Genomic DNA, 23,950 nt, shown 5'->3' with positions numbered 1-23,950 from the left:
CTTGGCCCGGCGCCTTGCGGTCAACCAGTCCAGTCGGGCCCTGGGCGTTGAACCGAACAACCCAGTCCCGGACGATCTGCACCGTCACCCCGCCGATCCGGGCGGCCTCAGTGCGCGACACTCCGTCGTAAACGGCAGCCAAGGCCAGCAGGCGACGGGCTTGGGCCGCATCCTTGGTCCGGCGAGCCGCAGCACGAAGCCCAGCTGCGTCAAAGTCAGCTCGGAGTGGGATGGGCATGGCGAAGCTCCCCTGTTCGCCATGTTGAATCAGAGCGACGCCAGTCTGGGAATCCCCAACGAGTCACGCTCTCGGAGACTTGGTATAACTTGTCCCATGTCGGTGACGTTAATGCCGTGCGTCCTCTCTGTCGGAAGGAGACCAGCACCGTGGATGACAAGACCAAGCCCACCGATGCCATGCCGCAACAGGTTGAAACAGATGCCGCACCGAAGGTTGGTGAAAGTTTAGCCAAGAGCGGGAACAGTCGCCGCCCTCCAGCCTCTGACCCCGCATCCAGCGAAACGAAAAGCAACGACATGAAGCCTGGGCCGCACCAACTGCAAGGCGGGATGCGCTCCTAAACCACGGGGTCGTGAGGCATCCTTGGCGGCTTCACCGATGCGGTGGCGGTGTCGTCCAGGCCAACTCGGCTTCTCGCCCGCTGCGGCTGAACTTGCGGCGGGGCGCTGGCACTCGCTCCGCCATGCCCTTCATTCGCGGCAGTGCGGCTCACTGTCGGGTTGGTCGTGTCTGTGACCGGGAACTTGGCTTGCGTACTCAGAAAACCTTGGGCCTCCGTCGTCCACATTCGTCTCGCCCCGCAGAACCCCTCACGCCGGAGCGAATCACGCGTGACCTAACGGATTCAAGATGTTCGCGGACAGACACTCAGGTCCGACCGGGCGGCGGCGGACCGAACATATCGGCGGGGTGTAGCGGGCCTGCGTAGCGGCACCTCCGGGTGCCGCTACGCCTCGATGCACTCCAGCCCGCGGCGGGCGAAGGCGACCGACAGCTCACCCACCGCCGCCGCATTCGCCGAGGCCGCCGTGCCCGTCCGTGCCCGCACCGCGATGCCCTCGAAGATCACCGCGAAGCGGAACATGGCGAAGGCCCGGTGGAAGGCCGTCAGCCGCGGCGCCGGCGTCCGCCGGCAGGCATAGTAATGCGCGACATACTCGTCCTCGCCCGGGATGCCGAGCGCGGCCAGGTCATGCCCGCGCATCCCGCCATACTCCTCCGGCGTGCTCCGCCAGGGGATGGTGCTGAAGGCGAGGTCCGCCATCGGATGGCCGATGGTCGAAAGCTCCCAGTCCAGCACCGCCACCACCTGCGGCCCGCCGGGGGCGAACATCACATTGCCAGGCCGGTAGTCGCCATGGACGATGCTGGCCTCGCCGTCATCGGCCGGGATATGCGCCGCGACCCAGCCCGCGAGGTCGGCCAGTTCCGGGATGTCGCGGAAGCGCTGCCCCTCCCACTGCTTCGTCCAGCGCCCCACCTGCCGCTCGAAGTAGTTGCCCGGCCGCCCGAACCCCTCGAGCCCCGCCTTCCGCCAGTCGACATCGTGCAGCCGCGCCAGCGTCTCGGCGAAGGAGAGATACATCGCCCGCCGCTCCGCCACCGCCGCGCCCGGCAGGTCGCAGGTGTCGAAGACGCGGCCCTCCACCCGGTCCATGACATAGAAGGGCGTCCCCACCACCTCCGGCCCCTCATGGAACAGCACGACGGGCGGCACGGGCACCGCGCTGCCGGCCAGCGCCCGCAGCACCCGCGCCTCGCGGTCCACCGCATGGGCCGAGGGCAGCACCTCGCCCGGCGGCTTCTTCCGCAGCACCAGGCGGCGATTGGCATAGCTGACGAAGAAGGTCGGGTTGGATTGCCCGCCGGAGATGCGCTGCAGCGCCATCTCCCCCTCAAGCCCAGGAATGGCCCCGCGCAGGAAGCCATCCAGCCGGGCGGCGTCGAATTCGGGCGCGTCGGCCATGGCTCCATCCTCCCCTTGTGCAGTCGCCGCGAGCATGGCGGCGGACGGGAAGGGGGGCAACCGCCCCGGCCGGGATTGCGCTATCCTGCCGCGATGACCAGCACCCTTGCCTTGCTCGGCTTCTTCGCCGCCTGCTTCCTCGTCGCCTGCTCCGGCGCGGTCTTCCGGCCGGATGCGTGGTACGAGGGGCTGGCCAAGCCGCGCTGGAACCCGCCCAACTGGCTCTTCGCCCCGGCCTGGACGGTGCTCTACATCCTGATCGCCATCGCCGGCTGGCTGGTCTGGCGCGAGGCGGGCTTCGGCCTGCCTCTCCTCGTCTATGCCGTGCAGCTCGTGCTGAACGCCGGCTGGTCCGGCCTCTTCTTCGGCATGAAGCGGCCGGACCTCGCCTTCGCCGAGCTGGTGCTGCTCTGGCTCTCCATCCTCGGCTGCATCCTGCTCTTCGCCCCGATCAGCGCGACGGCGGCCTGGCTGATGGTGCCCTACCTCGCCTGGGTCAGCTTCGCGGGCGCGCTGAACTTCGCCATCTGGCAGCGCAACCCGCGAGCCGCTTGATCAGCCGCTCTTGCGGCTCATCCCCGAGGCGATCAGTGCCGCCTCCACCCCCGGCTGCACCTCGCGGATCGCGGCCAGGGTCCGCGCTCCCTCGATCACCCGGCTGGCGATCCCGCCCGCCGCCTGACGCGCCAGCACCTCCGGGTCCCGCGCCGCGGCCATCAGCGCAGCCTCCAGCCGGTCCCGGATCGGCGCCGGCAGCCCCGCCGGCCCGGCCCAGATGATGAGCTGCCGCGTCGCCGTCTGGTATCCCTGCTCGATCAGCGTCGGCACATCGGGGAAGTCCGGCCAGCGATCGACGCTCGCACTCGCCAGCATCCGCAGATTGCCGCCCCGCACCAGCCCGATCATCTCGGAGGTGCCGGAATAGGTATCGACATGCCCGCCCGCCACCTGGCTCGCCGCCTCGGTGATGCTGGCGAAGGGCACATAGCTGATCTGGATGCCCGCCAGCCGCGCCAGGTCGAAGAAGCTGACCGCCGAGCCCGGGTTGGTGCTGGCGACCGTGAGCGTGCGCCGCCGCCCCTCCGCGATGAAATCGGCAAGCGTGCGAACATTCGGCATGGAGGGCCCGACCGGCACGCCGATCCGCAGCTCCGAGGTGCAGCCGAGGAAGTCGAAGCTCTCCCAAGGCTTGTAGGGCAGGTCCATGGTCAGCGGCGCCACCACCAGCGCCGAGAGCCCAACGAGGCCGAAGGTGTAGCCATCCGGCCGCGACTGCGCGATCCGCCCCGGACCCAAGGTCCCGCCCGCCCCCGGCGTGTTCCGCACCGGTATGGCGACGCCGAGCGTCCGCTCCATATGCGCGGCGATGGCGCGGGCCACCACATCCGTCCCGCCGCCGGGTCCGAAGCCGGTGACGAGGCTGATCTCCCGGCTCGGCCAACGGTCGGACTGGGCCAAGGCGGGCATGGCAAAAGTCACCCCGCCGAGGAGTGTTCTGCGCTTCATTCTTGTTTCCTCCCTGCCGGGAAGGCCTTGCCTCCCCGAACCCCTCTACAAGGCCGGTCGAGCCTACCTCCCCACCCAGCGGGGCGGCCGCTTTTCCACGAAAGCCTTCGGGCCTTCCTGGAAATCCTCGGTCTGCTTCACGCGGTCGCTGCCGGCACGGCTCAGCGCCCAGAGCTCGTCATCGCCCAGCACCAGCGCCTGGCGTGCGATCGCCAGGCTCTCGCGCACCGCGACCGGCGCATTGGCCGTGACGCGCCGCGCGAGGCCCAAGGCCGCCTCCCGCACCTCCGCCGCCGGCACCACCGCATTCACCAGCCCATGCTGCAGGGCAAGCGCCGCCGATATCGGCTCCCCAGTGGCGATCATCTGCAGCGCGATCGCCTTGGGCAGCGCCCGCGGCAGGCGGAACACCCCGCCCGCTGCCGCCACCAAACTCCGCTTCACCTCCGGCAGGCCGAAGGTCGCAGTCTCGGCGGCCACCGCCATGTCGCAGGAGAGCAGCAGCTCCAGCCCGCCGGCCAGCGCATGCCCCTGCGCGGCGGCGATCCAGAGCTTCGTCCGCGGCGCCCGCACGAAGCCGCCGAAGCCGTATCTCGCGCCTGCCAACCCGGCACTCCGCCCGGCCGAGACCTCCTTGAGGTCCGCCCCGGCGCAGAAGGCATGCGGCCCCGCCCCGGTCAGCACCACCGCCCAGATGTCGGGGTCGGCCTCGGCGCGATCCACCGCCGCCTCCATCCCGGCGGCGACGGCGCCGTTCACCGCGTTCCGTGCCTCCGGCCGGTTGATGGTGACGAGGGCGATATGCGGCTCCACCACCTCGTACAGCACAGCCTCGGTCATCGGATGCTCCCCCATCATGCTGCCGGGACCAGCCCCGCCGCTTCCGCCATCACCTCGATCGCCGCCGGCTGGCGCGAGCGCACGCTGAGCGCATCCGCCCCGCTCTCCGCCCAGGCGCGGAACCGCTCCCGGATCCGCGCCGGCGGCCCGACCAGCGACTTCATGTCCACCCAATCATCGGGCACGGCGGCGATCGCCTCCTCCTTCCGCCCGGCGAGATACAGCTCCTGGATGCGCACCGCAGCCTCGCCGAAGCCGCGCCGCTCCATCATGTCGCGGTGGAAATTCTTGTCCTTGTGCCCCATGCCGCCGACATAGAGCGCGATCTCCGGCTTCAGCTTCGCCAGCGCGCCGCGCACGTCGTCCGAGACCTCGACATGCACGCTGGCATGGATGGAGAAATCGGCCCGCGTCTTCGGCTTGCCCGTCGCCTTCTCGGCGCGGCGGAAGCCCTCCTCCAGCAGCGGCATGAAATGCGGCAGCGTCCCCGGCACGAAGCCGAGCGCCAGCCAGCCATCGGCGATCTCGCCGGTCAGCCGCACCATCGCATCCGTCTCCGTGCCCAGAAAGACCGGGATGGACGGGTTCATGTGCAGGATCGACTTCAGCGGCTTGCCGATGCCGAGCGCGCCCGGGCCGGTATAGGGCAGGGGAATCTCCGGCCCGTCATGCGTCACCGGGGCCTCGCGCGCCCAGATCTTCCGCATGATGGCGACATAGTCCTTCACCCGGTAATAGGGCTTGCCCCAGGGCTGGCCGTACCAGCCCTCGACGATCTGCGGCCCGCTGACGCCGAGCCCGGCGATGAACCGCCCGCCGCCCGCCAGGCTGTCCACCGTGCCCGCGCACATCGCCGCATTGGCGGGCGTCCGCGCCGCCAGCTGCATCACCCCGGTGCCGAGCCGGATGCGCTTCGTCACCGCCGCCAGATAGGCAAGGGGGGAGACGGCATCCGAGCCATAGGCCTCCGCCGTCCAGACGGAGTCATAGCCCAGCGCCTCCGCCCGCTGGACGAGCTCCACCGGCACGTCGAGCCGCGCGCCGGAATAGCCGATCGAGAGTCCGAGTTTCATCGCCGTCATCCCCACACCTCCTGCGGCATCGGCAGGCCGGCAAAGACCTCCGGCCCGAGCGGCCCATCGGGCTCGACCCCCATGCGCTCCAGCACCCAGATCAGCTGCCGCGTATGCTGGCCGCTGTGCCAGACCGTGCGCTCGAAGAACTCGTGCAGCGACTGCCGCCCGTAATAGACCTGCGCCGTCTCGGTCCAGTCGCGGGTCCGGCCCGGCCCGGCGAAGTACTGTTTCAGCCGTGCCTCGACATCCGCCGCATAGGCCAGCAGCGCGGCCCGCTCCGCCCGAGGCGGCAGGCGGAAATAGGCCTCATAGGCCAGCGGGATGCCCGCCTCGTGCTCGAGGAAGGCATCGACGATGTTGACGATGTGGTAGACGAGGTCGGCATGGCTGCGCGGCCGGTCCGGCAGCAGGGTGCCGAGGCTCCGCTCCGGCAGCTGCGCCGCGAAGCGCTGCACCCCGGCGAGGATCGCCTCCTGCCGCCGCCGCAGCTCCGCCACGGGCAGGATCTGCGGCGCGCCGAGATCGATCCCGACCAGCTCCGCCACGTCGCGCAGCACCTGCCCATTCGCCCAGGCCTCGCCGCGGGTGACGATCGGCACCTGCCGCAGCCCGAAGCGCTCCAGCTCGGCATAGGCCGCCCCATCCACCAGGACATTGCGGGATTGGAAGGGGATGCGGTGCCGCGCCAGGAACTCCTTCGTTCGCAGGCAGCTGGTGCAGCCGGTCATCCAATAGACCCGCACCTCCTCGTCCAGGGCGGCGGACATGGGCGTTCCCTCCGGTATTTTGCTCCAGCTTATACGCCCCGGCGCATTCGACCAGCCCGCAGCCTTCCTGCGGGGCACCTCCCTTGGGGGCTTCCCCGGCTCGCGCTTCCGTGGTTCACCCCGGGCCCGAAAGTTCCGGAGGAAACCCAATATGGACCGCAGAGCCATTCTCGGCCGGGGCGCGCTCGCTGCCGCCGCCCTCCCGCTGGCCACCCCAGCCCTCGCACAATCCGCACCGGCCATCCGCTGGCGCCTTACCAGCAGCTACCCGACGAGCCTCGACGCCATCCACGGCGCCGCGCATGTCTTCTCGCGCACCGTGGCCGAGCTCACCGAGGACCGCTTCCAGATCCGCGTCTTCGGCCCGGGCGAGGTGGTGCCCGCGTTGCAGGCGCTGGATGCGGTCCAGGCCGGCACGGTGGAGGCCTGCCACACCACCTCCTCCTTCTACACCGGCAAGAACCCGGCCTTCGCCTTCGCCACCGGCGTGCCCTTCGGCCTCAATACCCGCCAGCAGAATGCCTGGATGTATGAAGGCGGCGGGATCGACCTGCTGAACGAGCTCTTCCGCCAGTACAACGCCTATGCCCTGCCGCTCGGCACCACCGGCGCCCAGATGGGCGGCTGGTTCCGCCGCGAGGTGAAGACGGTCGAGGACCTGAAGGGCCTCAAGATGCGCATCGCCGGCCTCGGCGGCACGGTGCTGTCGCGCGTCGGCGGCGTGCCGCAGCAGCTCGCCGGCGGCGACATCTACCCGGCGCTGGAGCGTGGCACCATCGACGCCGTCGAGTGGCTCGGCCCCTATGACGACGAGAAGCTCGGCTTCAACAAGGTGGCGCCCTTCTACTACTACCCCGCCTGGTGGGAGGGCGCGGCGAACACCACCTTCGTCGCCAATCTCGACCAGTGGAACGCTCTGCCGAAAAGCTACCAGGCTGCCATCCGCACCGCCTGCGCCGAGGCGACGCATTGGATGGTCGCCCGCTACGACACCCGCAACCCGGAGGCGCTGCGCCGCCTGCTGGCGCAGGGCACCCAGCTTCGCGCCTTCCCGCGCGAGGTGATGGATGCCTGCTACCGCGAGGCCATGGCGCTGGAGACGGAGCTCGCGCAGAAAAGCCCGGAATACGCCAAGATCCATGCCGCCTGGTCGAAGTCCCGCGACGACATGCGGGCCTGGTTCCGTGTCGCGGAGTTGTCCTTCGACAACTACCTGGCGCAGGTTGCCGCCCGGCGCTGAACCCGTGCGGCGGGGCGGCAGGCCGCCCCGTTGCGCTCAATCCCGGAAGGCGCGCCGTGCCGCCGCATTGAGCGGGCCCCAGAGATAGGCCAACGGCGTCCGCCGCTCGCCGAGGATATAGAGCTCCGCCGGCATACCGGGCACCGGCGCCAGCTCCGCCACCTGCTCCAGCGCCGTGCCATCGAATTCGGCGCGGACGAGGAAGTAGGGCTCGCCGCTGTTGTTCGGTGGCTGCTGCACATCGGCGCCGACGACGATCACCTGACCCTCCAGCATCGGCACGCTGCGCATGCGGAAGGCGGTGAGGCGGATATTCGCCCGCTGCCCGACCGAGACCTGCTCGATATCCGTCGGCAACACCTTGCCCTCGACCACCAGCCGGTCGTTCAGCGGCACGAGGTCGAGGACCGGCTGGCCGGCCTGGATGCTCGCCCCTGGCGTGAAGGCCTGGATGTTGGTGACCTTGCCGGCCTCCGGCGCCAGCACCTCGCGCCGGGTGAGGATGTCCTGGGCGGAGCGGAGCTGCTGCAGCGCCGAGGCCGTCGTTGCCTCGGTGGTCTGGAGGTCGTTGGCGATCTCGGAAAGCCGCGTCAGCCGCAGCCCCTCGAGCTGCCGCTGCGCCTGGATGATGCCCTCGCGCAGCTGCGCCTCCTGCGCATTGGCCTGGCCGATGGTGGCGACGAAGCCGGCCTCCTGCTGCTGCAGGTTCAGCACGGTGAAGCGCGAGGCATAGCCCTGGGTCAGCAGCTGGTTGTAGCCGGCGATCTGCTCCCGCACCGCCATGAGCTGCCGCCCGGCACCCTCGCGCTGGGCGCGGGCACCCGCCACCTGCTCCTGCAGCTGGGTGATGGCGCGCTCCTGCACGCCCGTCTGGCCATCGAAATTGGCCCAGCGGGCGGCGAAGAAGGTCTGCTCCGCCTTGAGGAAGACCTGGATGGCCGGGTCGGCCGCCGCCGCCGTCTCGAGGTCGACGGGGAAGGGGAGCTGGCGCTGCTCGGCCTGCTCCGCCCGCAGCCGGGCGATGCGGGCACGGCCGCTCCAATAGGCGGCACGGGCCTGGCCCGCCATGGCCTCGGCCTGCGTGACGTCGAGGCGCAGCAAGGGCTGGCCTGCCTGCACGACGGAGCCCTCCTGCACCAGCATCTGCCGCAGGATGCCGGGCTCCAGCAGGTTCACCGTCTTCCGCCGGCCTTCGGGGACAAGCTGCGCCGAGGCCAGCACGGCACGTTCCGACCGCGTCATCGTCGCCCAGCCGACCACCGGCAGCAGGGTGAGCGCCAGGGTCAGGAGGGACCGGCGGACCAGCCGGTCAACCGGCGGGCTCTTCACCGCCAGCTCCATCTGCCGCTGCAGCGTCTCCTGCGGAACGGGCGGCGGCAGCGCCGCGACCCGCCCTTGCTCAACCAGCTGCTGCAAGGTGCAACTCCTGTCCATGGCCGGACGGGCCGGGCCCGTCGGCATCCCATTCCCAGGCCCCGCCCTCGCCGAGCCGCAACCGGCGATCGGCAAGGTCGGCCCAGGTCGCCGGCTCATGCGTCACCACCAGCACCACCGCTCCGTTGAGCCGGGCATGCTCCACCGCGGCACGCATCGCCTGCCGTGCGGCCCCGTCGAGGCCGATCTCCGGTTCGTCCAGCACCAGCAGCCGCGGGTTGCCGTAGAGGGCGCGGGCCAGCGCCACCAGCCGCCGCTGCCCGGCCGAAAGCCCTGCGCTGCTGCCGGCCGGGGTCTGGTAGCCCATCGGCTGCCGCCCGATCATGTCATGCGCGCCCGCCGCCCGCGCCGCTGCCACCACCAGCTCCGGCGGCGCCCCCGGCCCGCGGCCGATATTGGTGACGATATCCGCCTCGAGCAGCTGGATGTCCTGCGGCAGGTAGCCGATCCGGGCGCCGAGGGTGCCGCGATCGCAGAACCAGGTGTCCTGCCCGTCGAGCAGCACCCGCCCGCTGCCCGGCGGCAGCAGCCCAAGGATGAGGCGGAGCAGCGTCGTCTTGCCGGTGCCGTTCGCCCCCTCGATCAGCAGCACGCTACCAAGCGGCAGGGCGAAGCCCAGCCCGGCGATGACCGGCCGTTCCCGCCCCGGTGGCTGGAAGCCGAGCCCCTCGACCACGAGGCCAGCCGGCGCATCCGCCACCACCGGCTTCGGCGCCACCTCGCCATCCTCCTCCAGCACCCGGCGCAGCCGCGCCCAGGCGCGCAGCCCGGCCTGCCAGCCGCGCCAGTGGCGGATGAGGATCGCGCAGGGCGCCAGTGCGAAGCGGGCCAGCAACAGCGCCGCCAGCACCAGCCCGATCGTGCCCCGCCCCTCGATGACCAGCAGGATGCCCGTGCCGAGGATGCCGAAGCCGGTCAGCAGGGCGACCACGCCCTGCAACTCGCGCAGCGCGTCGCCCCGCGCCTCCGCGGCCTCGGCGAGGCCGAGCGCCGTCTCGTGGCGGCGCTGCCACCGCGTCAGGATGGCCGGCATCTGGCCGAGGCCGCGCACCACATCGGCATGCAGCAGCCGGCCGGAGAGCGCATCGGCGCCGGCCCCGATCGCCGCCTCGGCCTCGGCCGCCGCCGGGCCCACCACCCGGCCCATCAGCCATGCCAGCAGCCCGGTGGCCGCCATGCCCCCGGCGAGGATCCAGCCGAACCCGTCATTCAGATAGAAGACCAGCGCCAGCGCCGCGGCCGCCCCCACCAGGTCGAGCAGGCCGGATACCGCCTCGCCGGTGAGGAGGCGCTGCACCGCCGCGATGTCGCGCAGGGCGCCGAGGCCAGCGGCGGAATCGGTACGCGCCGCACGGCGGATCGCCGCCTGCATCGCCCGGACCCGCATCGCCACGCCGAAGCGCTCGGCAACCGCCTGCAGCAGCGCCTCGCGGCGGTGGCGGTACCAGGCCGAGAGCAGCACCGCCAGGAGGAAGACCAGCATCAGGGCCAGGACGGTGCTGCCGTTCTTCGTCTCCAGCACGCCATCGGTGATGTGGAAGACGCTCAGCACCAGGTCGAGCAGCCCCAGCATGCCGCCGAGGCTCAGCAGCAGCAGGGTGAGCACGGTGCCGGGCCCGAGGCCGAGCGAGCGCAGCCGGCCGGGCTGCCTGGGCAGGGCGGCGCTCATGCCGCGGCTGCCTTGCGGCCCGGCAGGCGCTGCTGCGCCGGCCCGCCGGCGCCGATCTGCCGCGCGGCCTCCTGCCCGGCCGGCACCAGCGCGCCGTTGCGCAGCGCCAGCACCCGGTCGGCCGCCCTGACCAGGGCCGGCCGGTGGGTGGTGAAGACCACCGCCACCCCCTCGCGCCGCAGCCGGTCGAGCAGGGCGATGACCTGCGCCTCGCCGGCGGCATCGAGCGCCCCGGCGAGTTCATCGAGCACCAGCAGCCGCGGCCGCCCATAGAGCGCCCGGGCGATGGCCAGGCGCTGCTGCTGCCCCATGGAGAGCTGGCCCATGCCGCCGAGCGGCGTGGCATAGCCGAGCGGCAGCCGGGCGATGGCCTCATGCAGCCCGGCCCGCCGCGCTGCCTCCAGCACCTGCGCCATGTCGGGCGTGCCGAGCCGGGCGATGACCTCGGCGACGGTGCCCTGGGCCAGCATCGGCTGCTGCGGCAGGAAGCCGACATAGCGCGCCAGATCCTCGCGGTCCCACTGATGGATGGCGTGGCCGTCGAGATAGGCGCCCCCCGCCGCCGGCGGATAGAGGCCGATCAGCAGCCGCAGCAGGGTGGACTTGCCGCAGCCCGACGGGCCGACGATGGCAATCACCTGCGCCGGCTCGACCGTGAGGTCGATATTGCGGAGGAGCACGGGCTGCACCCCGCGGAAGGTGAAGGTGAGGTGCTCCACCACCAGCCGTCCATGCGGGCAGGGGAAGGCAAGGCCGCGCGTCTGGCTGGGCGTATCCGCCAGCAGCTTCCGCAGCCGCTGCCAGGCGGCCATGGCCTCCGCCACCTCGCGGCTGGTGCCGGCGAAGCTGGCGAAAGGTCCGGCAATGGCGAGGGTGAGGAAGAAGAAGCCCGGCCCGATGCTGATCCCGGCCATGCCGGAGAGCACCAGCGCGCCCATCAGGAACAGGAAGCTGCCACCGAAAAGGGCGAGCAGCGCATCCAGCAGCAGCCCCAGCCGATTGGCCCGGCGCCGCGCGAGGAAGGCTTCGCCCCCCGCCTCGGCTTCGGTCCTGAGGAGCTGGCCGGCAAGCCGCGGCAACATGCCCATGGCCAGGACCGCCTCGCCCGCCCGCATGGCATCGGCGGCCATGCCCTGGGCCTCCGCCGCCTGGCCGGTCGCCAGCTCCATCTCCCGCCGCTGCGCGCGGATGAGGGCGAGGCTGAGGGCGCCCGCCGCACCGTAGAAGCCCATGGCGAGAAGGCCGAAGGACCAATGCACCGCGAAGCTCAGCAGGATGAGCAGCGGCAGGGTAATGATCTGCACCAGCGCCCGCCCGGCGAGGCCGGCGATGCCGCGGCGCACGGTCTCGAGGTCGTTCAGCGCCGTGCTTGCCAGGACATCGGGCCGGCCGGGCCGCTGCGCCACGCCGAGCGCGGCCGCCACGCCGAGCCGCTGGGCGGCGAAGCGGGCAAGCTGCCGCAGCCCCGCCCCCTGCTGGAGGCCAAGCACGACCGTGATGACCAGCAGCAGGCCCCAGAGGCAGGCGATGGTCGCCGCCGTCTCGCCGCTGCGCGTCCGCGGTACCGAGGCGAGCAGCGTCCAGTTGGCATAGGCCAGGGCGAAGCCGAGCGCCGCGCCGAACATCCCGAGCATGCCGAGGAACCAGCCAAGGCGGCGCGCCGTGGCGCCGACCGACGCCATCGCCTCCGCCAGCGTGGAGCGGAGGCCGATCTCGACCGGGGCCCGTGCCAAGGCGCTAGCTCCCGTAGCGGGCGACGATGAAGGCCATGACGCCGCAGACGGCCCCGACCAGCAGGGCGATCAGCACCACCTGCCAGGGGTCGAGCCCACCCTTGGTCTCCTGGGCGGGCGTGGTGAGCTGGGCAAGCTTCTCGTCCAGCCGGGTGATCCAGAGCTCCAGCGAGTCCAGGCGCCGTTGCAGCTCCTGCCCGGCCTGGGCGATGGCCTGCACCGCGGCTTGGTCCGGGAGTGCGGCGCTGCGCTCGCGCAGCTCCTCCATCTCGCGCCGGATGGCCCGGTGTTCGGTCAGCAGCGATTCCGCGGCGCTCTGCAGCTGCGCCGTGGCCTGGGCCGGCACCAGCATCTCATCCTGTTGCCGCCGCGCATGCACCGGCACGGGGCAGGCGACGCCATCCTTGCCGTAGGCGATGACGGTCAACTCGCGCAGCTGGCGGAACCACTGGCGCTGCAGCGAGAATTCGAAGGCATGGCAGCCATCGCCGATGCCGTGCTTGGCAAGGTCCGGCCGGGCATTCTCGGCCACCGTGCTGGCGACCACCTCGCCGGCCAGGCGCAGCTCGACCGGCACGCGGAAGCCGGGATGCGTGGCATCCCAGACCCAGCCATAGAGCCGGTCGGCCGTGGCATTGTCGATCAGCCCGCGCACCTCGGACGGGGTGACCAACGTGGCGGCCGGCTCGGCATCCTCGGTCAGCATGGCGTCCATTGGCATCGGCGTAGTAACCCCAGGGTTGGGTGGCATGCTAAACGGTCGCGTCCGCCAGCGCAGCTTTATACAACTTAAGGTGCCGGCAAGCCGCCTCCGCGAGGCTGACCGGCGGCCGGATCCCGGCCACCAGCCTGCTCCAGAGCCCCTCCGTCTCGATCGCCCTGCGCATGACCTCGGCGAGGCCGGCCGGGTCCTTCACCGGCGCATGCAGCCCGTCCACGCCGTCGCGCACCATCTCGGCGGTGCCGCCGATGCCGCTGCAGATCACGGGCCGGCGGTGGCGGAAGGCTTCCTGCACCACCAGCGGCGCATTCTCCCACCAGATGGAGGGGATCACGACCCAATCCACCTGCTCCATCAGCCCGGCCAGCTCCTCGGCCGTGTAGGCGCCGCGATAGGTCGCCGCCGGCGCCCCGGCCAGCGCCGCATTGAACTCCGCCATGAAGGCATCGGACTGGTAGGCCGCCCCGCCATGTAGCGTGACCCGATGCGCGAGGCCGGCCTCGCTCAGCTGGTGCGAGGCCTGGAGCAGCATGAGGCTGCCCTTGAAGCGGTTGACATGGCCGAAGAAGCCGAACCGGTCCCGCCGCCCGTCCGCCGCGATGCGGTGCGGCGCCGGCGGCCGCTCCGGCACGCCATTCGGCATGACGCTGAAGCGCTCGGCCGGCCAGCCGCTCGCCACATAGCGGCCGCGGGCGAATTCGCTCGGCACCAGGATGTGGTCGAAATCCCCCAGCACGTCCCGCATCTCGAGCTGGCGCATGACGAGGTCGGTGGCGCCCCGGTCCGGAAAGCAGCGCAGGCACCCATCCAGCGTCGGCCCGTGGCAGAGCCGCCCATCGGTGGTGAGCAACTGCCCTTCCTGCGGGCAGATCGGGAAGAAGTCATGCGCGGTGAAGATGAACCGCGCCCGCGGCGCCAGCCGGCGGATCAGGTCGATGGTCTCGGCGCCGACCTGCAGCATGTGGTGCACGTGAACCACATCGGGCGCCAGCGCCTCGATCAGCGGCGCCAGGGTGGCAAGGCCGTAGGTGTCCGGCTGGGAGAGGAAGAACCGGTCGAACCGGTCCAGCCAGAGCAGCATCTCGTCCGTCGCCTCGCCAACCGCCTGGACGACGGTGCCCGGCAGCATCTCCCGATGCGTGCTGGTCACGGCGGCGAGGAACAGGCCCTCCACCCCATGCTGGTCCCGCAACTTGCGGAACAGGTTGCGGGCGAAGACCTCGGTTCCCCCGGCCTGGATGGTCGGGTGGTTATGGCACAGGAACAGCACGCGCATGGGTCAGCCCGCCCCGCTGGGGATGGTGTCCAGTGGCCAGTCCCGCGCCATCAGCGCCTCCATATCGGGGGCCCAACGGCGGTGGTGCAGGCCACGGTTATAGGCGGCCGCCAGGGTGCGGGCGTAGCCGCCATGCAGGGCGATCGACTGCCGCTCGAAGTGGTAGAGCTCGGATGCCGGCACATAGCCGATGCCATGCCCCGCGGCGCGCAGCTTGAGGCAGAGATCTGAATCCTCGTAGTCACCCACCACATAGTCGGTGGTGACGCCGCCCACCGCCTCGAGCGCAGCGCGGCGCACGCAGAAAGCGGCGCCGGTCACGCCCGGCACCTCCCGCGCATGCGTCGCGGCCGGGTAATGCCGTGGCAGGCCCTTGTGGTAGTGGCTGTTGTACCATTCGCCCATGCCGCCGATCTGCTCGAAATACAGCCCGGCATGCTGCAGCGAGTCGTTGCCGTAGAGCAGCTTCGGCCCCACCGCCGCCAGCTGCGGCGCCGCCTCGAGCACCTCCAGCAGCGGCCGGGCCCAACCACGGCGGGCCGGCACCACATCGGAGTTCAGCAGCAGCACGACCGGCGCCCGTGCCTCCGCCGTGCCGGCATTGCAGGCGCTGCCATACCCGTAATTGGTCGGCTGCACGACGAGCGTCACCGGCATCCTGGTGATGCCGTGATAGCCGCGCAGATTGTGCTCGACATCCTCCCGCTGCTCGGGGCTGTCGAGCACATAGATCACCTCCGCCTCGCGCAGGCCCGGATCCCGCGCGAAGGCGGCGAGCTGGTGGCGGAGGTAGAAGACGTTGCGGTAGATCGGCACCACCAGGCTGACCGCCGGCGCCGCCACCGGCGTCCCGATCCGTACCACCTCCGGCGCCTGCCGGGCTGCCATCACCCGGCGGTGCAGCCGCTCGACCGGCGGGGCGATGCAGCGGGCCATGATCTCCGGCGTGACATGCACCGGGGCGATGCCGCCCAGCACGCGGTCGCGGGCCAGCAGCGGCGTGGTGATGGCCGGCGGGGCCAGGAGAGAGACCTCCTCCCCCGTGCTCAGCTCTACCTTCAGCCGCCACTGCGCCGAAGGCCGCAGCGCCACGCGCGGCAGGTGGGCGATGAAGCCGGCCTTGAGGCCCGGGCTGCCATGCGGGGACTCGGCGAATTTCTTGACGAGGTCCGGCCGCGGGAAGCGCAGCAGCTCCGCCATCGCCAGCCGCTGCTCGCCGAATCGCCCCTGCAGCGTCAGCCTGGCCACCAGCCCCAGCGGGTCCCGCAGCCAGCCGCGGAGGAAGAGCCCGCCGCCATGGTCGTCGAGCGCCAGTTCGAGCGCGCCGCCGAAGGGCTCCTCGGCTTGGCTCATCAGCGTGGCGGGCTGCGCCGGCACCAGCAGCTGATGGTCGCGCAGCAGCCGCCGCGCCTCCTCCTCGGTCACGGCGCGGCGGGCAAGCTCGGTGGTCGCGCTGCGGTAGAGCGCGCGGCCGGGCGCATCGGTGCGGCGCGAGAGCTCACCGAGGGTCGGCAGACGTCCAGCAGGGGGCGCCAGGTGGATCGGCCCCTCCGCCCCGCCCGGCAACAGGAATCCGTCCTCGAACCCCTCCTCGGTGAGGATCAGCGCGCCGCCCGTATGGCTGACCTGGCGCATGCGGCCCCGGCCGAGGACGAAGGAGATGGCGGGTGCCGCCGGCAGGCCGCGCGGCAGCGCCCAGAGCACCGCATCCGCCCCGCAGCGCGCCACCGGCACGGCCCTGTGCTCGGCCGACTGGCCGAGGCTGGCGATGGCGTGGCAGGCCCCGGCCAAAGCGGCATCCTCGGTGCCCCGGAACAGCCGCCGCCCGCGCGAGGCGACGAAGCCGGCCACGCGGGCCAGGGCAGGGGGCAGGAGCGGCCCCAGCAGCGCGCCGATACCCTCGGCGGCGACAGGCACCACCCGAAGCCGCCCGCCGGCGTCATCGGCGGCCTGCAGCGGCTCGCCGGCGGCGAGGCCGGGCTGGGCACGAACGATGAGAAGGGAGAGCTGCGGCTCGGTCCCTGGCACGGTCTGCCAGGACATCGGCGGCTCGATGGGCCCGAGGGCCGAGGCCAGCGACAGGCTGCCCATGTCGATGCCCGGCAACCTGCCCTGGAAGGCCAGCAGGACGACGGCCGGCGAGAGGGTCAGCAGGGCGGCAGAAGCGGAACCGGCGACATCCGAAGATGTCGCCGGCATTGGGTCGAAAGTATCCAGAACCCTTGCCCCCGTCTTCATGAGACACGGGTATCAGCGAAAGGTTTCCGCTGTCTTTACCCTGGCGAGGATCAGGGTGCGATCTTGATCCACTGCTCCGGATTGGCCGCGAGATCGGCCGCGCTGGTGCCCGTGATGCCCTTGATGACGATGGTATCGCCGCTGCCCAGGCTGATCTTCACGCTGCTGCCCTCGACGGTGATCTTGCCGTCGAGATCGTCGAGGCTCGAGACGCCATCCATGCCGGCCTTGATCTGCACGACATCGCCGTAGCTGAAGCCGACGATCGTGTCGGCGCCGCCATAGCCCGCCTCGTAGGAGAAGACGTCGTTGCCGGCACCACCCATGAGCATGTCATCGCCCGCACCGCCCGCGAGGCTATCATTGCCGTCGCCGCCCAGCAGGGTGTCGTTACCAGCGCCGCCCCAGATGCTGTCGGAGCCGCTGCCGCCGGAGATGTAATCGCTGCCCGAGCCGCCAGCGAGGGTGTCGTCGCCGTCGCCACCCTGGATGCTGTTGTTGCCGTCACCGCCGAAGATCTGGTCGTTGCCAGCACCACCGAGCAGAGTGTCATTGTCGGCGCCGGCTATGATCGTGTCATTGCCGTCGCCACCGCTGACGTAGTTGTTGCCCGCGCCAGCGAGGATGCTGTCATCGCCACCGCCGGCGTTGACCGTGTCGGCATGCCTGCTGCCCTCAAAGACCCACTCGGGGCTGTTATTGCCGACCGAGCTGTCCTTGAAGGCGATCCCGCCGGTCGCCTCGGTGGCATCGACACGGGTATGGCCGGTAGCGAAGCTGCGGTCGAGGAAGAGCCCGCCGGTCTCGATGTGATAGAAGGCATCGACCCCACCCAGCACATTGCTGAAAGGGATCTCAGCCCCTCCACCGCCCGCTATCGAAGCAAAATCTGCCATGACCACCACCCCATCGCCGATGTCAGGCACCGGTAAGGCGCCGTTCAATGGGGGTAACCTTTAACCAGCGGTTGCGCTTTGGTCAATCTGGAGGCACTGCTGGCGACAAGTCTTTACACCAGAGAGTGTGCTGCCGGAGCCTGGGGGCAGGAGGCATTGCTGCGCCGCAACAATTAGTAAATTCCCTTATGCCGCCGACCTTCTTGCAGGAGACTAACCGTATCGACTTCGATATCACAAAGTCGCGAAGTGGGTGGCGGGGCCTGATCTTAACAGAAGGTTTCCCGGCGACGCTTCCATCAGCGGTACAAATTGAGACGGCATGCCTCCTTCACCAGCGGTTGTGAACGACGTATAAAGTCCGGGTATCGGTTGAATGGGGCGTCCCAGGCGGGGTGGCTCCCGTTCGCTTCAGAGCTGCGGAGGCGCCTTATGGCAAACATTGTTGGGACGTTCGGGTCCGATAGCATTCCGGGTACGTCGGATGACGACCTGATCTACATGCTCACCGGTCAGGACACCGTCTCGGGCGGCAATGGCAACGACACCATCTACGGCGATGGCGGTGGTGCGGATTCGGTGAGCGGTGGCGCAGGCCTCGACTTCATCTATCTCGCCAACAGCAACTCCGGCGCGACGGTCGATGGTGGCACCGAGGCCGATACCATCATCGGCAGCGCTGGCGCCGACAGCATCATTGCCGGCGACGGCAACGACTATGTCTATGGCAACCTCGGTGCCGACACCATCCTGGGCGGTCTCGGCAATGATACGCTCTTTGCCGGCGTTGGCGCCTCGACGGTCGATGGCGGTCTCGGCAACGACCTTATCGTCGGCAGCAATGACGGCCAGGCCGACAGCCTGAGCGGCGGCGACGGCGACGACTATATCGACGGCCTTGGCGGTGCCGACACCATTGATGGTGGCGTCGGTTCGGATACCATCTTCGGCAGCGGCACCCTGCAGGGCGGCGCGGACGCTGACGTGGTCATCGGCGGCGCGGGCTCCGACAGCATCACCGGCGACGACGGCAACGATTACATCAACGGCAATGGTGGCGTTGACACGATCAGTGGCGGCGAAGGTGCCGACAGCATCTATGGCCGCGGCATCCTGCAGGGTGGTGCGGGCGCCGACGTCGTCATCGGTAGCGCGGACGCCGACAACATCGCTGGCGACGATGGTGATGACTGGATCGTAGGCAGTGGCGGCGCCGACACGATCGATGGCGGTGCAGGGGCCGATAACATCAACGGCAGCGGCACCATCCATGGTGGTGCGGACGCCGATACCATCAACGGCAGCTCGGGCGCTGACAGCATCACCGGCGACGACGGCGCCGATTACATCATCGGCAATGGCGGCGCCGACACGATCGATGGTGGTGAAGGTGCTGATACCATCTTCGGCAGCGGCACCCTGCAAGGTGGTGCGGGCGCCGACGTCATCATCGGCAGCGAGAGCGCCGACAGCATCGCCGGTAACGACGACGCTGACTACATCGCCGGCAATGGCGGCGCCGATACGATCGACGGCGGTGCGGGGCTGGATACCATCTACGGCAGCGGCACCATCCATGGCGGTGCGGATGCCGATGCCATCAATGGCAGCGCGGGCGCTGACAGCATCACCGGTGACGATGGTGATGACTGGATCGTCGGCAATGGCGGCGCCGACCTGATCGATGGCGGCGAAGGCTCCGATAACATCAACGGCAGCGGCACCCTGCAGGGTGGCGCGGGTGCCGACGTCGTCACCGGCAGCTCGGGCGCTGACAGCATCACCGGTGATGCCGGTGATGACTGGCTCGTCGGCAACGGCGGTGCCGATACGATCGACGGCGGCGCAGGCGCCGATGTGATCTACGGCAGCGGCACCCTTCATGGCGGTGCGGACGCCGATATCATCAATGGCAGCGCGGGCGCTGACAGCATGACCGGCGACGACGGCGCCGATTACATCATCGGCAACGGCGGTGCCGATACGATCGACGGCGGTGCCGGATCCGACAGCATCTTCGGTGGCGACGACGGAGCCGCTCTCGGTGGTGGCGCCGATAACGACACGGTCGTCGGTGGTGCGGGCGCTGACACGATCACTGGCGACGATGGCGACGATTACATCGCCGGGAATGCCGGGGCCGACAGCATCGATGGCGATATCGGCAACGATACGGTCTACGGCGGCGAAGGGAATGATACGCTTGGAGGTGGTGCCGGCAGCAACTTCCTGGATGCCGGCCTGGGTGATGACCTTCTCGTCGCGGGTGGCGGCAGCGACACCGCTTATGGTGGCGAGGGCAATGACACCTTCCTCGGCTTCCTGACCGGTGAGCTGAATGGTGGCGATGGTTTCGACATCCTCGACCTGAGCGCCGAGACGTCCAACCTGGCGATCGACCTCACGCAGCCCTTCAGCCCGGCTTTCGACCTGAACCTCCGCTCGGTCGAAGGCGTGCTGGCCGGCAGCGGTTCGGACACCATCACCGGTGACGATGCCGGCAACCGCATCGATGGCGGCGCCGGCAATGACGAGCTGAACGGCGGCGGCGGCGACGATATCTTCCTGGTGGGCGAGGGTGACGACACCGTCGATGGCGGCAGCGGCTACAACACCCTGAGCTTCGAGAAGGTCGCATCGCCCGTCACGATCCAGGGCGACGGCGTGGTCATCGGTGCCGACTTCATGACCATCTACACCGTCGGCACCATCAACACCTTCGTGGGCGGCAGTGGCTTCGATACCTTCGACCAGAGCTACGAGACGTCCAACCTGGTGGTCGATCTTACCCAGCCCATCAGCCCGGCCTCCGATGTCAATCTCGTCTCCATCGAGGGTGTGACGACCGGCAGCGGTTCCGACACCATCACGGGCGACGATATCGGCAACCTGCTGGACGGTGCGGCTGGCAATGACGAGATCAATGGCGGTGGCGGCAACGACACCCTCGTCGGTGGCACCGGCGACGATGTCCTCACCGGCGGCGCCGGCGCCGACGTGTTCCGCTTCGAGGGTGACTTCGGCGGCGACATCGTCCTCGACTTCGAGGTCGGCCAGGACAAGCTGAGCTTCAAGGCCGGTCTGGTGGTGGAGATCAACGAGAGCGGCGACACCATCACCGTCGGGGGCAACCAGGTCTTCATCCTGACCCAGGACGGCCAGCCGATCACGGTCAGCGATTACGACTTCTACTGAAAAGGGCGGGGGCCCCGTGCCCCCGCATCCTGCCATCCCGATCGGGGCCGGGCCGCAAGGCCCGGCCCTTTTTCATGCCCCCTCCCGCACCACCGCCGCCGGCTGCACCGCCTCGCCCGGCTGCGGCTTCCGCAGCACGCAGAGCGACTGGCCGAGCGGATAGCGCCCCGGCGGCACCCGGTCGCTGGCCGAATCCGCATCCACGGCGACGATCGGCTGGTCGCCGTAGAGCATCTCCACCACGTTGAAGCCCAGCCTCTCGGCCCAGATCCGCAGATCGGCCCGGTGCAGGAAGATGTTGAGATGCCCGGCCAGAGCCTGGCTGCGCGCCCAGGCCACGCAATTCTGGAAGATCGGCCAGTTCACCGGCACCGCGAATTCCAGGAAGGAGAAGATCACCCGCCCGCCTGGCCGCAAGGCATCCCGTGCCGCCTCGAGATAGGCATAGGATTCCTCATGGAGCAGGTGGGTGAAGACGGAGAAGAACACCACGAGGTCGGCATGTCCGGCCTCGACCGGCACGCGGTTCTCCTTCTCCACCAGGAACCGGAAATCCTCCCGCCCCGTCTTGCGCTGTGCATAGTCGACCAGCTGCGGCACCGGGTCCGTCCCCAGATAGCGCAGCGCCGGGTAGCGCTTGAGCTGATTGGCCAGCCGGCCGGAGCCGCAGCCGACATCGACCACGAATGAATCGTCCCGCAACCCATGCGTCCGCAGCAGCGCATGCTCGTAGACGCCGATATCCTCATAGTCGCCGCCCACCGCGATGGAGATCGCCTTCTCCTCGGGGAAATTCGCCAGGAGGTAGGTCACCCACTGCTCATAGCTGGCAACGCTGTGGAGCTTGCGACTCATGCATGATCCCCGGAAGCGGAGGCTGTCCTGCTGGCGGACCATGCCCCCAGCCAGTGCCGGAGTACCCGCTGCGCCGGGCTAAGCCCAGCAAGCATTGCGCGGATCACGAGTCGTTCCGATCTGGGTTGATCTGAACGTAACGATATCGCAAGAATGCCGCATGCCGGATACCTTGCCTCCGTCCCTGCTGCCCTTCCGGGTCGGCCCTCCCGTCCAGGTCGAGGCGCTCGCTGCCCGGTTCCGCAGCCGGCAGGCAAGGGTGGCCGTCATCGGGCTCGGCTATGTCGGCCTGCCGCTCACCCTCGCCCTGGTCGAGGCCGGTTTCCACACCCTTGGAGTCGATGCGGACCCGGCGCGGCTCGCCCAGCTCGGCGCCGGCCGGAGCCCCCTGCGCCAGATTCCGGCGGAGGTCATCCGGGGCGCCCTCGCCACCGGCCGCCTCCGCTTCGCCGCCGAGGGCCTCGCCGAGGCCGATGCCGTGCTGGTCTGTGTTCCCACGCCCCTCGGACCGCACCGGGAGCCCGACCTTTCAGCCGTCGAGGCCGCCACCTGCCGCATTGCGGCGACGCTCCGCCCCGGCCAGCTCATCGTGCTGGAATCGACCAGCTATCCCGGCACCACCCGCCTGGTGATGCGTCCCATTCTGGAGGAGACCGGCCTCCGCTGCGGGCAGGATTTCTTCCTCGCCCATGCGCCGGAGCGGGAGGACCCCGGCAATGCCCAGCACCCCACCGCCAGCATCCCCCGCGTCATCGGCGGCACCGACCCCGCCTCGCTCGACCTGGCCCTTGCCCTGTATGGCGCCGTCGTCAGCCGCACCGTCCCCGTTGCCTCGGCCGATGTGGCGGAGGCGGTGAAGCTCACCGAGAACACCTTCCGCGCCGTGAACATCGCCCTGATGAACGAGCTGAAGCTGGTCTTCGACGCCATGGGCATCGATGTCTGGGAGGTCATCGAGGCCGCCCGGACCAAGCCCTTCGGCTATATGCCGTTCTTCCCGGGGCCCGGGCTCGGCGGCCACTGCATCCCGATCGACCCGCACTACCTCGCCTGGCAGGCCCGGGCGCATGGGGTTGCCACCCGCTTCATCGACCTCGCCAGCGAGATCAACGCCGCCATGCCCCGCCATGTGCTGGACCGGCTGGCCGAGGCGCTGGACCGCCAGCAGGGCAGGGGGCTCCGCGGCAGCCGCATCCTCGTCATCGGCCTCGGCTACAAGCGCAACCTCGAGGATCTGCGCCACAGCCCCGCCCTGCAGCTCATGGAGATGCTGGAGTCGCGCGGCGCCGAGATCCGCCACCTCGACCCGCTGGTGCCGATCATCCCGCCGCTGGCGGAGCATCCCGGCCTCGCGGGCCGCCATGCCATCACGGGCGCAGCCGAGTCCCTGGCCGGATTCCAGGCCGGGCTGATCGTCACCGACCATGACGGCGTGGATTACCGGACCCTGGCTGCCACCCTGCCGCTGCTGGTGGATACCCGGAATGTCTGCGCCCGGCTCGGCCTCGCCGGGCCACATATTGTCAGGGCGTAAGTTCCCTGGGGCTCACCGGCTTGTTATCGCGATCGGGCGGCTGGATATGCACGATTACGCCAGACAGCAGGGATGGCGCCATGCATCGCCAGGATCCGCCTCGCTTTGGCTCCGGAACCTCGATCCTCGGCGGCGCGGCCTGCGGGCTGAGCTATGAGGGCGCTCTGCGCGACGCCATGGCCCGTGAGGAAGCGGCCCGCCGCCGCGAGGCCGGCCGCACCCGCCGCGTTCCGGCCCCTCAGACCCAGCCCAGCCGCGAACGGGTGCCGGAACCAGCCTCCAGCTGAGGGCCAGCCGGGCCGATCTAGTACATCGTGTCGAGCAGCCGCTGCGGCGCCTCGACATCATAGGATGCCGGGTCCACGGCGCCCCCGGTATGGGCGGCGATGAGCTCGCCCATGCTCGGCACCGCCGCCGGGCGTGCCCGCTCGCCCCAGAGCTTCGAGCGCATCACCGCCTTGGCGCATTGCATATAGGCCTCGCGCACCGTCACCAGCACGACGGTCGCCGGCACCTTGCCCTGTTCGGTGAAGCGCTCGCGCAGCGCCGGGTCGGCGGTGATCCGCGCCGTGCCGTTCACCCGCAATGCCTCGCCCGCCCCGGGCACCAGGAAAAGCAGGGCGACGGCCGGGTTGGCGATGATGTCCCGCAGCGCATCCAGCCGGTTGTTGCCCCGCCGGTCCGGCAGCGCCAGCGTCCGGTCGTCGAGCGGGACGATGAAGCCCGGCGCATCCCCCCGCGGCGTCGCATGGCATCCCTCCGGCCCTACCGTCGCCAGCACGGCGAAGGGGGAGGCGGCGATGAAGGCCATGGCCTTCGGCTCCAGCCGGGGGATCACCTTCTTCAGCACCAGCTCCCGCGGCGGGTCGTAATGCTCGGCGAGCTGCTCGAGGGTGGTGATGGCGAAGGGGTCGGCGATGGGGGGCAGGGCATCCATGGCCGGGCAGCCTGCCAGCGCGGCGGCCGGCCGTGCAAGCCTCGC

The 23,950-nt window shown here is 70.1% G+C and carries 21 protein-coding genes; 6 read left to right on the top strand and 15 right to left on the bottom strand.

Annotation, left to right across the window (positions count from 1 at the left end; all coding sequences use genetic code 11):
* Positions 1-238: helix-turn-helix domain-containing protein (locus tag BLR02_RS30130; protein WP_143018143.1), on the bottom strand; the 238-nt coding region annotated here is incomplete at its 3' end.
* A gap of 149 nt (positions 239-387) precedes the next feature.
* On the opposite strand from BLR02_RS30130, the gene BLR02_RS28815 reads away from it, so the two are divergent.
* Positions 388-582, top strand: coding sequence for a hypothetical protein (locus BLR02_RS28815; protein WP_143018233.1), 195 nt, complete (start codon positions 388-390; stop codon positions 580-582).
* A gap of 386 nt (positions 583-968) precedes the next feature.
* Here BLR02_RS28815 and BLR02_RS21575 read toward each other — a convergent pair whose 3' ends face one another.
* Complete coding sequence (locus tag BLR02_RS21575) at positions 969-1,988, bottom strand: phosphotransferase family protein (RefSeq protein WP_090664611.1); 1,020 nt, start codon at positions 1,986-1,988, stop codon at positions 969-971.
* Positions 1,989-2,081: 93 nt separating this feature from the next.
* Here BLR02_RS21575 and BLR02_RS21570 point away from each other — a divergent pair, with 93 nt between their 5' ends.
* Positions 2,082-2,543, top strand: coding sequence for a TspO/MBR family protein (locus tag BLR02_RS21570; RefSeq protein ID WP_090570089.1), 462 nt, complete (start codon positions 2,082-2,084; stop codon positions 2,541-2,543).
* Here BLR02_RS21570 and BLR02_RS21565 read toward each other — a convergent pair whose 3' ends face one another.
* The 4 genes from BLR02_RS21565 to BLR02_RS21550 form a co-directional block, all read right to left on the bottom strand.
* Positions 2,544-3,494: a Bug family tripartite tricarboxylate transporter substrate binding protein gene (locus BLR02_RS21565; protein WP_090570075.1), complete on the bottom strand. Its 951-nt coding sequence runs from the start codon at positions 3,492-3,494 to the stop codon at positions 2,544-2,546. It abuts the gene before it with no gap.
* Between the two features lie 63 nt (positions 3,495-3,557).
* Positions 3,558-4,334 (bottom strand): enoyl-CoA hydratase-related protein, encoded by a 777-nt coding sequence (locus BLR02_RS21560; protein ID WP_090570092.1) that lies wholly within the window; start codon positions 4,332-4,334, stop codon positions 3,558-3,560.
* Positions 4,335-4,348: 14 nt separating this feature from the next.
* A complete protein-coding gene (locus tag BLR02_RS21555) occupies positions 4,349-5,416 on the bottom strand; it encodes an LLM class F420-dependent oxidoreductase (protein ID WP_218128021.1) in 1,068 nt (355 codons plus the stop codon).
* Positions 5,413-6,177, bottom strand: coding sequence for a glutaredoxin domain-containing protein (locus BLR02_RS21550; protein ID WP_176849726.1), 765 nt, complete (start codon positions 6,175-6,177; stop codon positions 5,413-5,415). The genes BLR02_RS21555 and BLR02_RS21550 overlap by 4 nt, the downstream gene beginning before the upstream one ends.
* A 151-nt stretch (positions 6,178-6,328) precedes the next feature.
* Between BLR02_RS21550 and BLR02_RS21545 the strand changes: the two genes are divergently transcribed.
* Entirely contained in the window at positions 6,329-7,417 is a 1,089-nt protein-coding gene (locus BLR02_RS21545; RefSeq protein WP_090664609.1) for a TRAP transporter substrate-binding protein, read from the top strand.
* A gap of 36 nt (positions 7,418-7,453) precedes the next feature.
* Here BLR02_RS21545 and BLR02_RS21540 read toward each other — a convergent pair whose 3' ends face one another.
* The 7 genes from BLR02_RS21540 to BLR02_RS21510 all read right to left on the bottom strand — a co-directional run bounded on the left by BLR02_RS21540 (position 7,454) and on the right by BLR02_RS21510 (position 17,414).
* Entirely contained in the window at positions 7,454-8,833 is a 1,380-nt protein-coding gene (locus BLR02_RS21540; protein ID WP_176849725.1) for an HlyD family type I secretion periplasmic adaptor subunit, read from the bottom strand.
* Positions 8,817-10,520 (bottom strand): ATP-binding cassette domain-containing protein, encoded by a 1,704-nt coding sequence (locus BLR02_RS21535; RefSeq protein WP_090664607.1) that lies wholly within the window; start codon positions 10,518-10,520, stop codon positions 8,817-8,819. The genes BLR02_RS21540 and BLR02_RS21535 overlap by 17 nt, the downstream gene beginning before the upstream one ends.
* Positions 10,517-12,253, bottom strand: a complete 1,737-nt coding sequence (locus tag BLR02_RS21530; protein ID WP_090664606.1) for an ATP-binding cassette domain-containing protein — start codon at positions 12,251-12,253, stop codon at positions 10,517-10,519. The genes BLR02_RS21535 and BLR02_RS21530 overlap by 4 nt, the downstream gene beginning before the upstream one ends.
* 4 nt (positions 12,254-12,257) lie before the next feature.
* Positions 12,258-12,974, bottom strand: a complete 717-nt coding sequence (locus BLR02_RS21525) for a hypothetical protein (RefSeq protein WP_143018231.1) — start codon at positions 12,972-12,974, stop codon at positions 12,258-12,260.
* A gap of 31 nt (positions 12,975-13,005) precedes the next feature.
* Positions 13,006-14,250 (bottom strand): glycosyltransferase family 4 protein, encoded by a 1,245-nt coding sequence (locus BLR02_RS21520; RefSeq protein WP_090664604.1) that lies wholly within the window; start codon positions 14,248-14,250, stop codon positions 13,006-13,008.
* Between the two features lie 3 nt (positions 14,251-14,253).
* Positions 14,254-16,449, bottom strand: coding sequence for a glycosyltransferase (locus BLR02_RS21515; protein ID WP_090664603.1), 2,196 nt, complete (start codon positions 16,447-16,449; stop codon positions 14,254-14,256).
* Between the two features lie 89 nt (positions 16,450-16,538).
* A complete protein-coding gene (locus BLR02_RS21510) occupies positions 16,539-17,414 on the bottom strand; it encodes a calcium-binding protein (protein ID WP_143018230.1) in 876 nt (291 codons plus the stop codon).
* Positions 17,415-17,816: 402 nt separating this feature from the next.
* On the opposite strand from BLR02_RS21510, the gene BLR02_RS28810 reads away from it, so the two are divergent.
* Positions 17,817-20,579 (top strand): beta strand repeat-containing protein, encoded by a 2,763-nt coding sequence (locus tag BLR02_RS28810; protein WP_143018229.1) that lies wholly within the window; start codon positions 17,817-17,819, stop codon positions 20,577-20,579.
* A gap of 72 nt (positions 20,580-20,651) precedes the next feature.
* Here the strand turns inward: BLR02_RS28810 and BLR02_RS21500 are convergent, their stop codons facing one another.
* Entirely contained in the window at positions 20,652-21,434 is a 783-nt protein-coding gene (locus tag BLR02_RS21500; RefSeq protein WP_176849724.1) for a class I SAM-dependent methyltransferase, read from the bottom strand.
* 160 nt (positions 21,435-21,594) lie between these two features.
* On the opposite strand from BLR02_RS21500, the gene BLR02_RS21495 reads away from it, so the two are divergent.
* Together BLR02_RS21495 and BLR02_RS21490 are read left to right on the top strand one after the other, a co-directional pair.
* The gene (locus BLR02_RS21495; RefSeq protein ID WP_090664600.1) at positions 21,595-22,968 is read left to right on the top strand and encodes a nucleotide sugar dehydrogenase; all 1,374 of its coding nucleotides are present in this window, start codon (positions 21,595-21,597) and stop codon (positions 22,966-22,968) included.
* Between the two features lie 80 nt (positions 22,969-23,048).
* Entirely contained in the window at positions 23,049-23,255 is a 207-nt protein-coding gene (locus BLR02_RS21490; protein WP_090569708.1) for a hypothetical protein, read from the top strand.
* Positions 23,256-23,272: 17 nt separating this feature from the next.
* Here the strand turns inward: BLR02_RS21490 and BLR02_RS21485 are convergent, their stop codons facing one another.
* Positions 23,273-23,905 carry a pyridoxamine 5'-phosphate oxidase family protein gene (locus BLR02_RS21485; RefSeq protein WP_090569829.1) on the bottom strand — a complete coding sequence of 211 codons (633 nt, stop codon included), beginning with the start codon at positions 23,903-23,905 and terminating at the stop codon, positions 23,273-23,275.
* Positions 23,906-23,950: the final 45 nt, after the last annotated feature.

It is taken from the genome of Belnapia rosea, from assembly GCF_900101615.1.
Lineage (GTDB): Bacteria > Pseudomonadota > Alphaproteobacteria > Acetobacterales > Acetobacteraceae > Belnapia > Belnapia rosea.
This window is presented reverse-complemented; position numbering and strand designations above follow the sequence as displayed.

Bases quoted from the DNA above. Each gene is read 5' to 3' on its own strand.
- BLR02_RS21575 (WP_090664611.1), bottom strand. From the start codon at position 1,988: ATGGCCGACGCGCCCGAATTCGACGCCGCCCGGCTGGATGGCTTCCTG.
- BLR02_RS21525 (WP_143018231.1), bottom strand. From the start codon at position 12,974: ATGCCAATGGACGCCATGCTGACCGAGGATGCCGAGCCGGCCGCCACG.
- BLR02_RS21545 (WP_090664609.1), top strand. From the start codon at position 6,329: ATGGACCGCAGAGCCATTCTCGGCCGGGGCGCGCTCGCTGCCGCCGCC.
- BLR02_RS21520 (WP_090664604.1), bottom strand. From the start codon at position 14,250: ATGCGCGTGCTGTTCCTGTGCCATAACCACCCGACCATCCAGGCCGGG.
- BLR02_RS21490 (WP_090569708.1), top strand. From the start codon at position 23,049: ATGCATCGCCAGGATCCGCCTCGCTTTGGCTCCGGAACCTCGATCCTC.
- BLR02_RS21560 (WP_090570092.1), bottom strand. From the start codon at position 4,334: ATGACCGAGGCTGTGCTGTACGAGGTGGTGGAGCCGCATATCGCCCTC.
- BLR02_RS28810 (WP_143018229.1), top strand. From the start codon at position 17,817: ATGGCAAACATTGTTGGGACGTTCGGGTCCGATAGCATTCCGGGTACG.
- BLR02_RS21500 (WP_176849724.1), bottom strand. From the start codon at position 21,434: ATGAGTCGCAAGCTCCACAGCGTTGCCAGCTATGAGCAGTGGGTGACC.
- BLR02_RS21495 (WP_090664600.1), top strand. From the start codon at position 21,595: ATGCCGGATACCTTGCCTCCGTCCCTGCTGCCCTTCCGGGTCGGCCCT.
- BLR02_RS21550 (WP_176849726.1), bottom strand. From the start codon at position 6,177: ATGTCCGCCGCCCTGGACGAGGAGGTGCGGGTCTATTGGATGACCGGC.
- BLR02_RS21555 (WP_218128021.1), bottom strand. From the start codon at position 5,416: ATGACGGCGATGAAACTCGGACTCTCGATCGGCTATTCCGGCGCGCGG.
- BLR02_RS21535 (WP_090664607.1), bottom strand. From the start codon at position 10,520: ATGAGCGCCGCCCTGCCCAGGCAGCCCGGCCGGCTGCGCTCGCTCGGC.
- BLR02_RS21485 (WP_090569829.1), bottom strand. From the start codon at position 23,905: ATGGATGCCCTGCCCCCCATCGCCGACCCCTTCGCCATCACCACCCTC.
- BLR02_RS21515 (WP_090664603.1), bottom strand. From the start codon at position 16,449: ATGCCGGCGACATCTTCGGATGTCGCCGGTTCCGCTTCTGCCGCCCTG.
- BLR02_RS21565 (WP_090570075.1), bottom strand. From the start codon at position 3,494: ATGAAGCGCAGAACACTCCTCGGCGGGGTGACTTTTGCCATGCCCGCC.
- BLR02_RS21570 (WP_090570089.1), top strand. From the start codon at position 2,082: ATGACCAGCACCCTTGCCTTGCTCGGCTTCTTCGCCGCCTGCTTCCTC.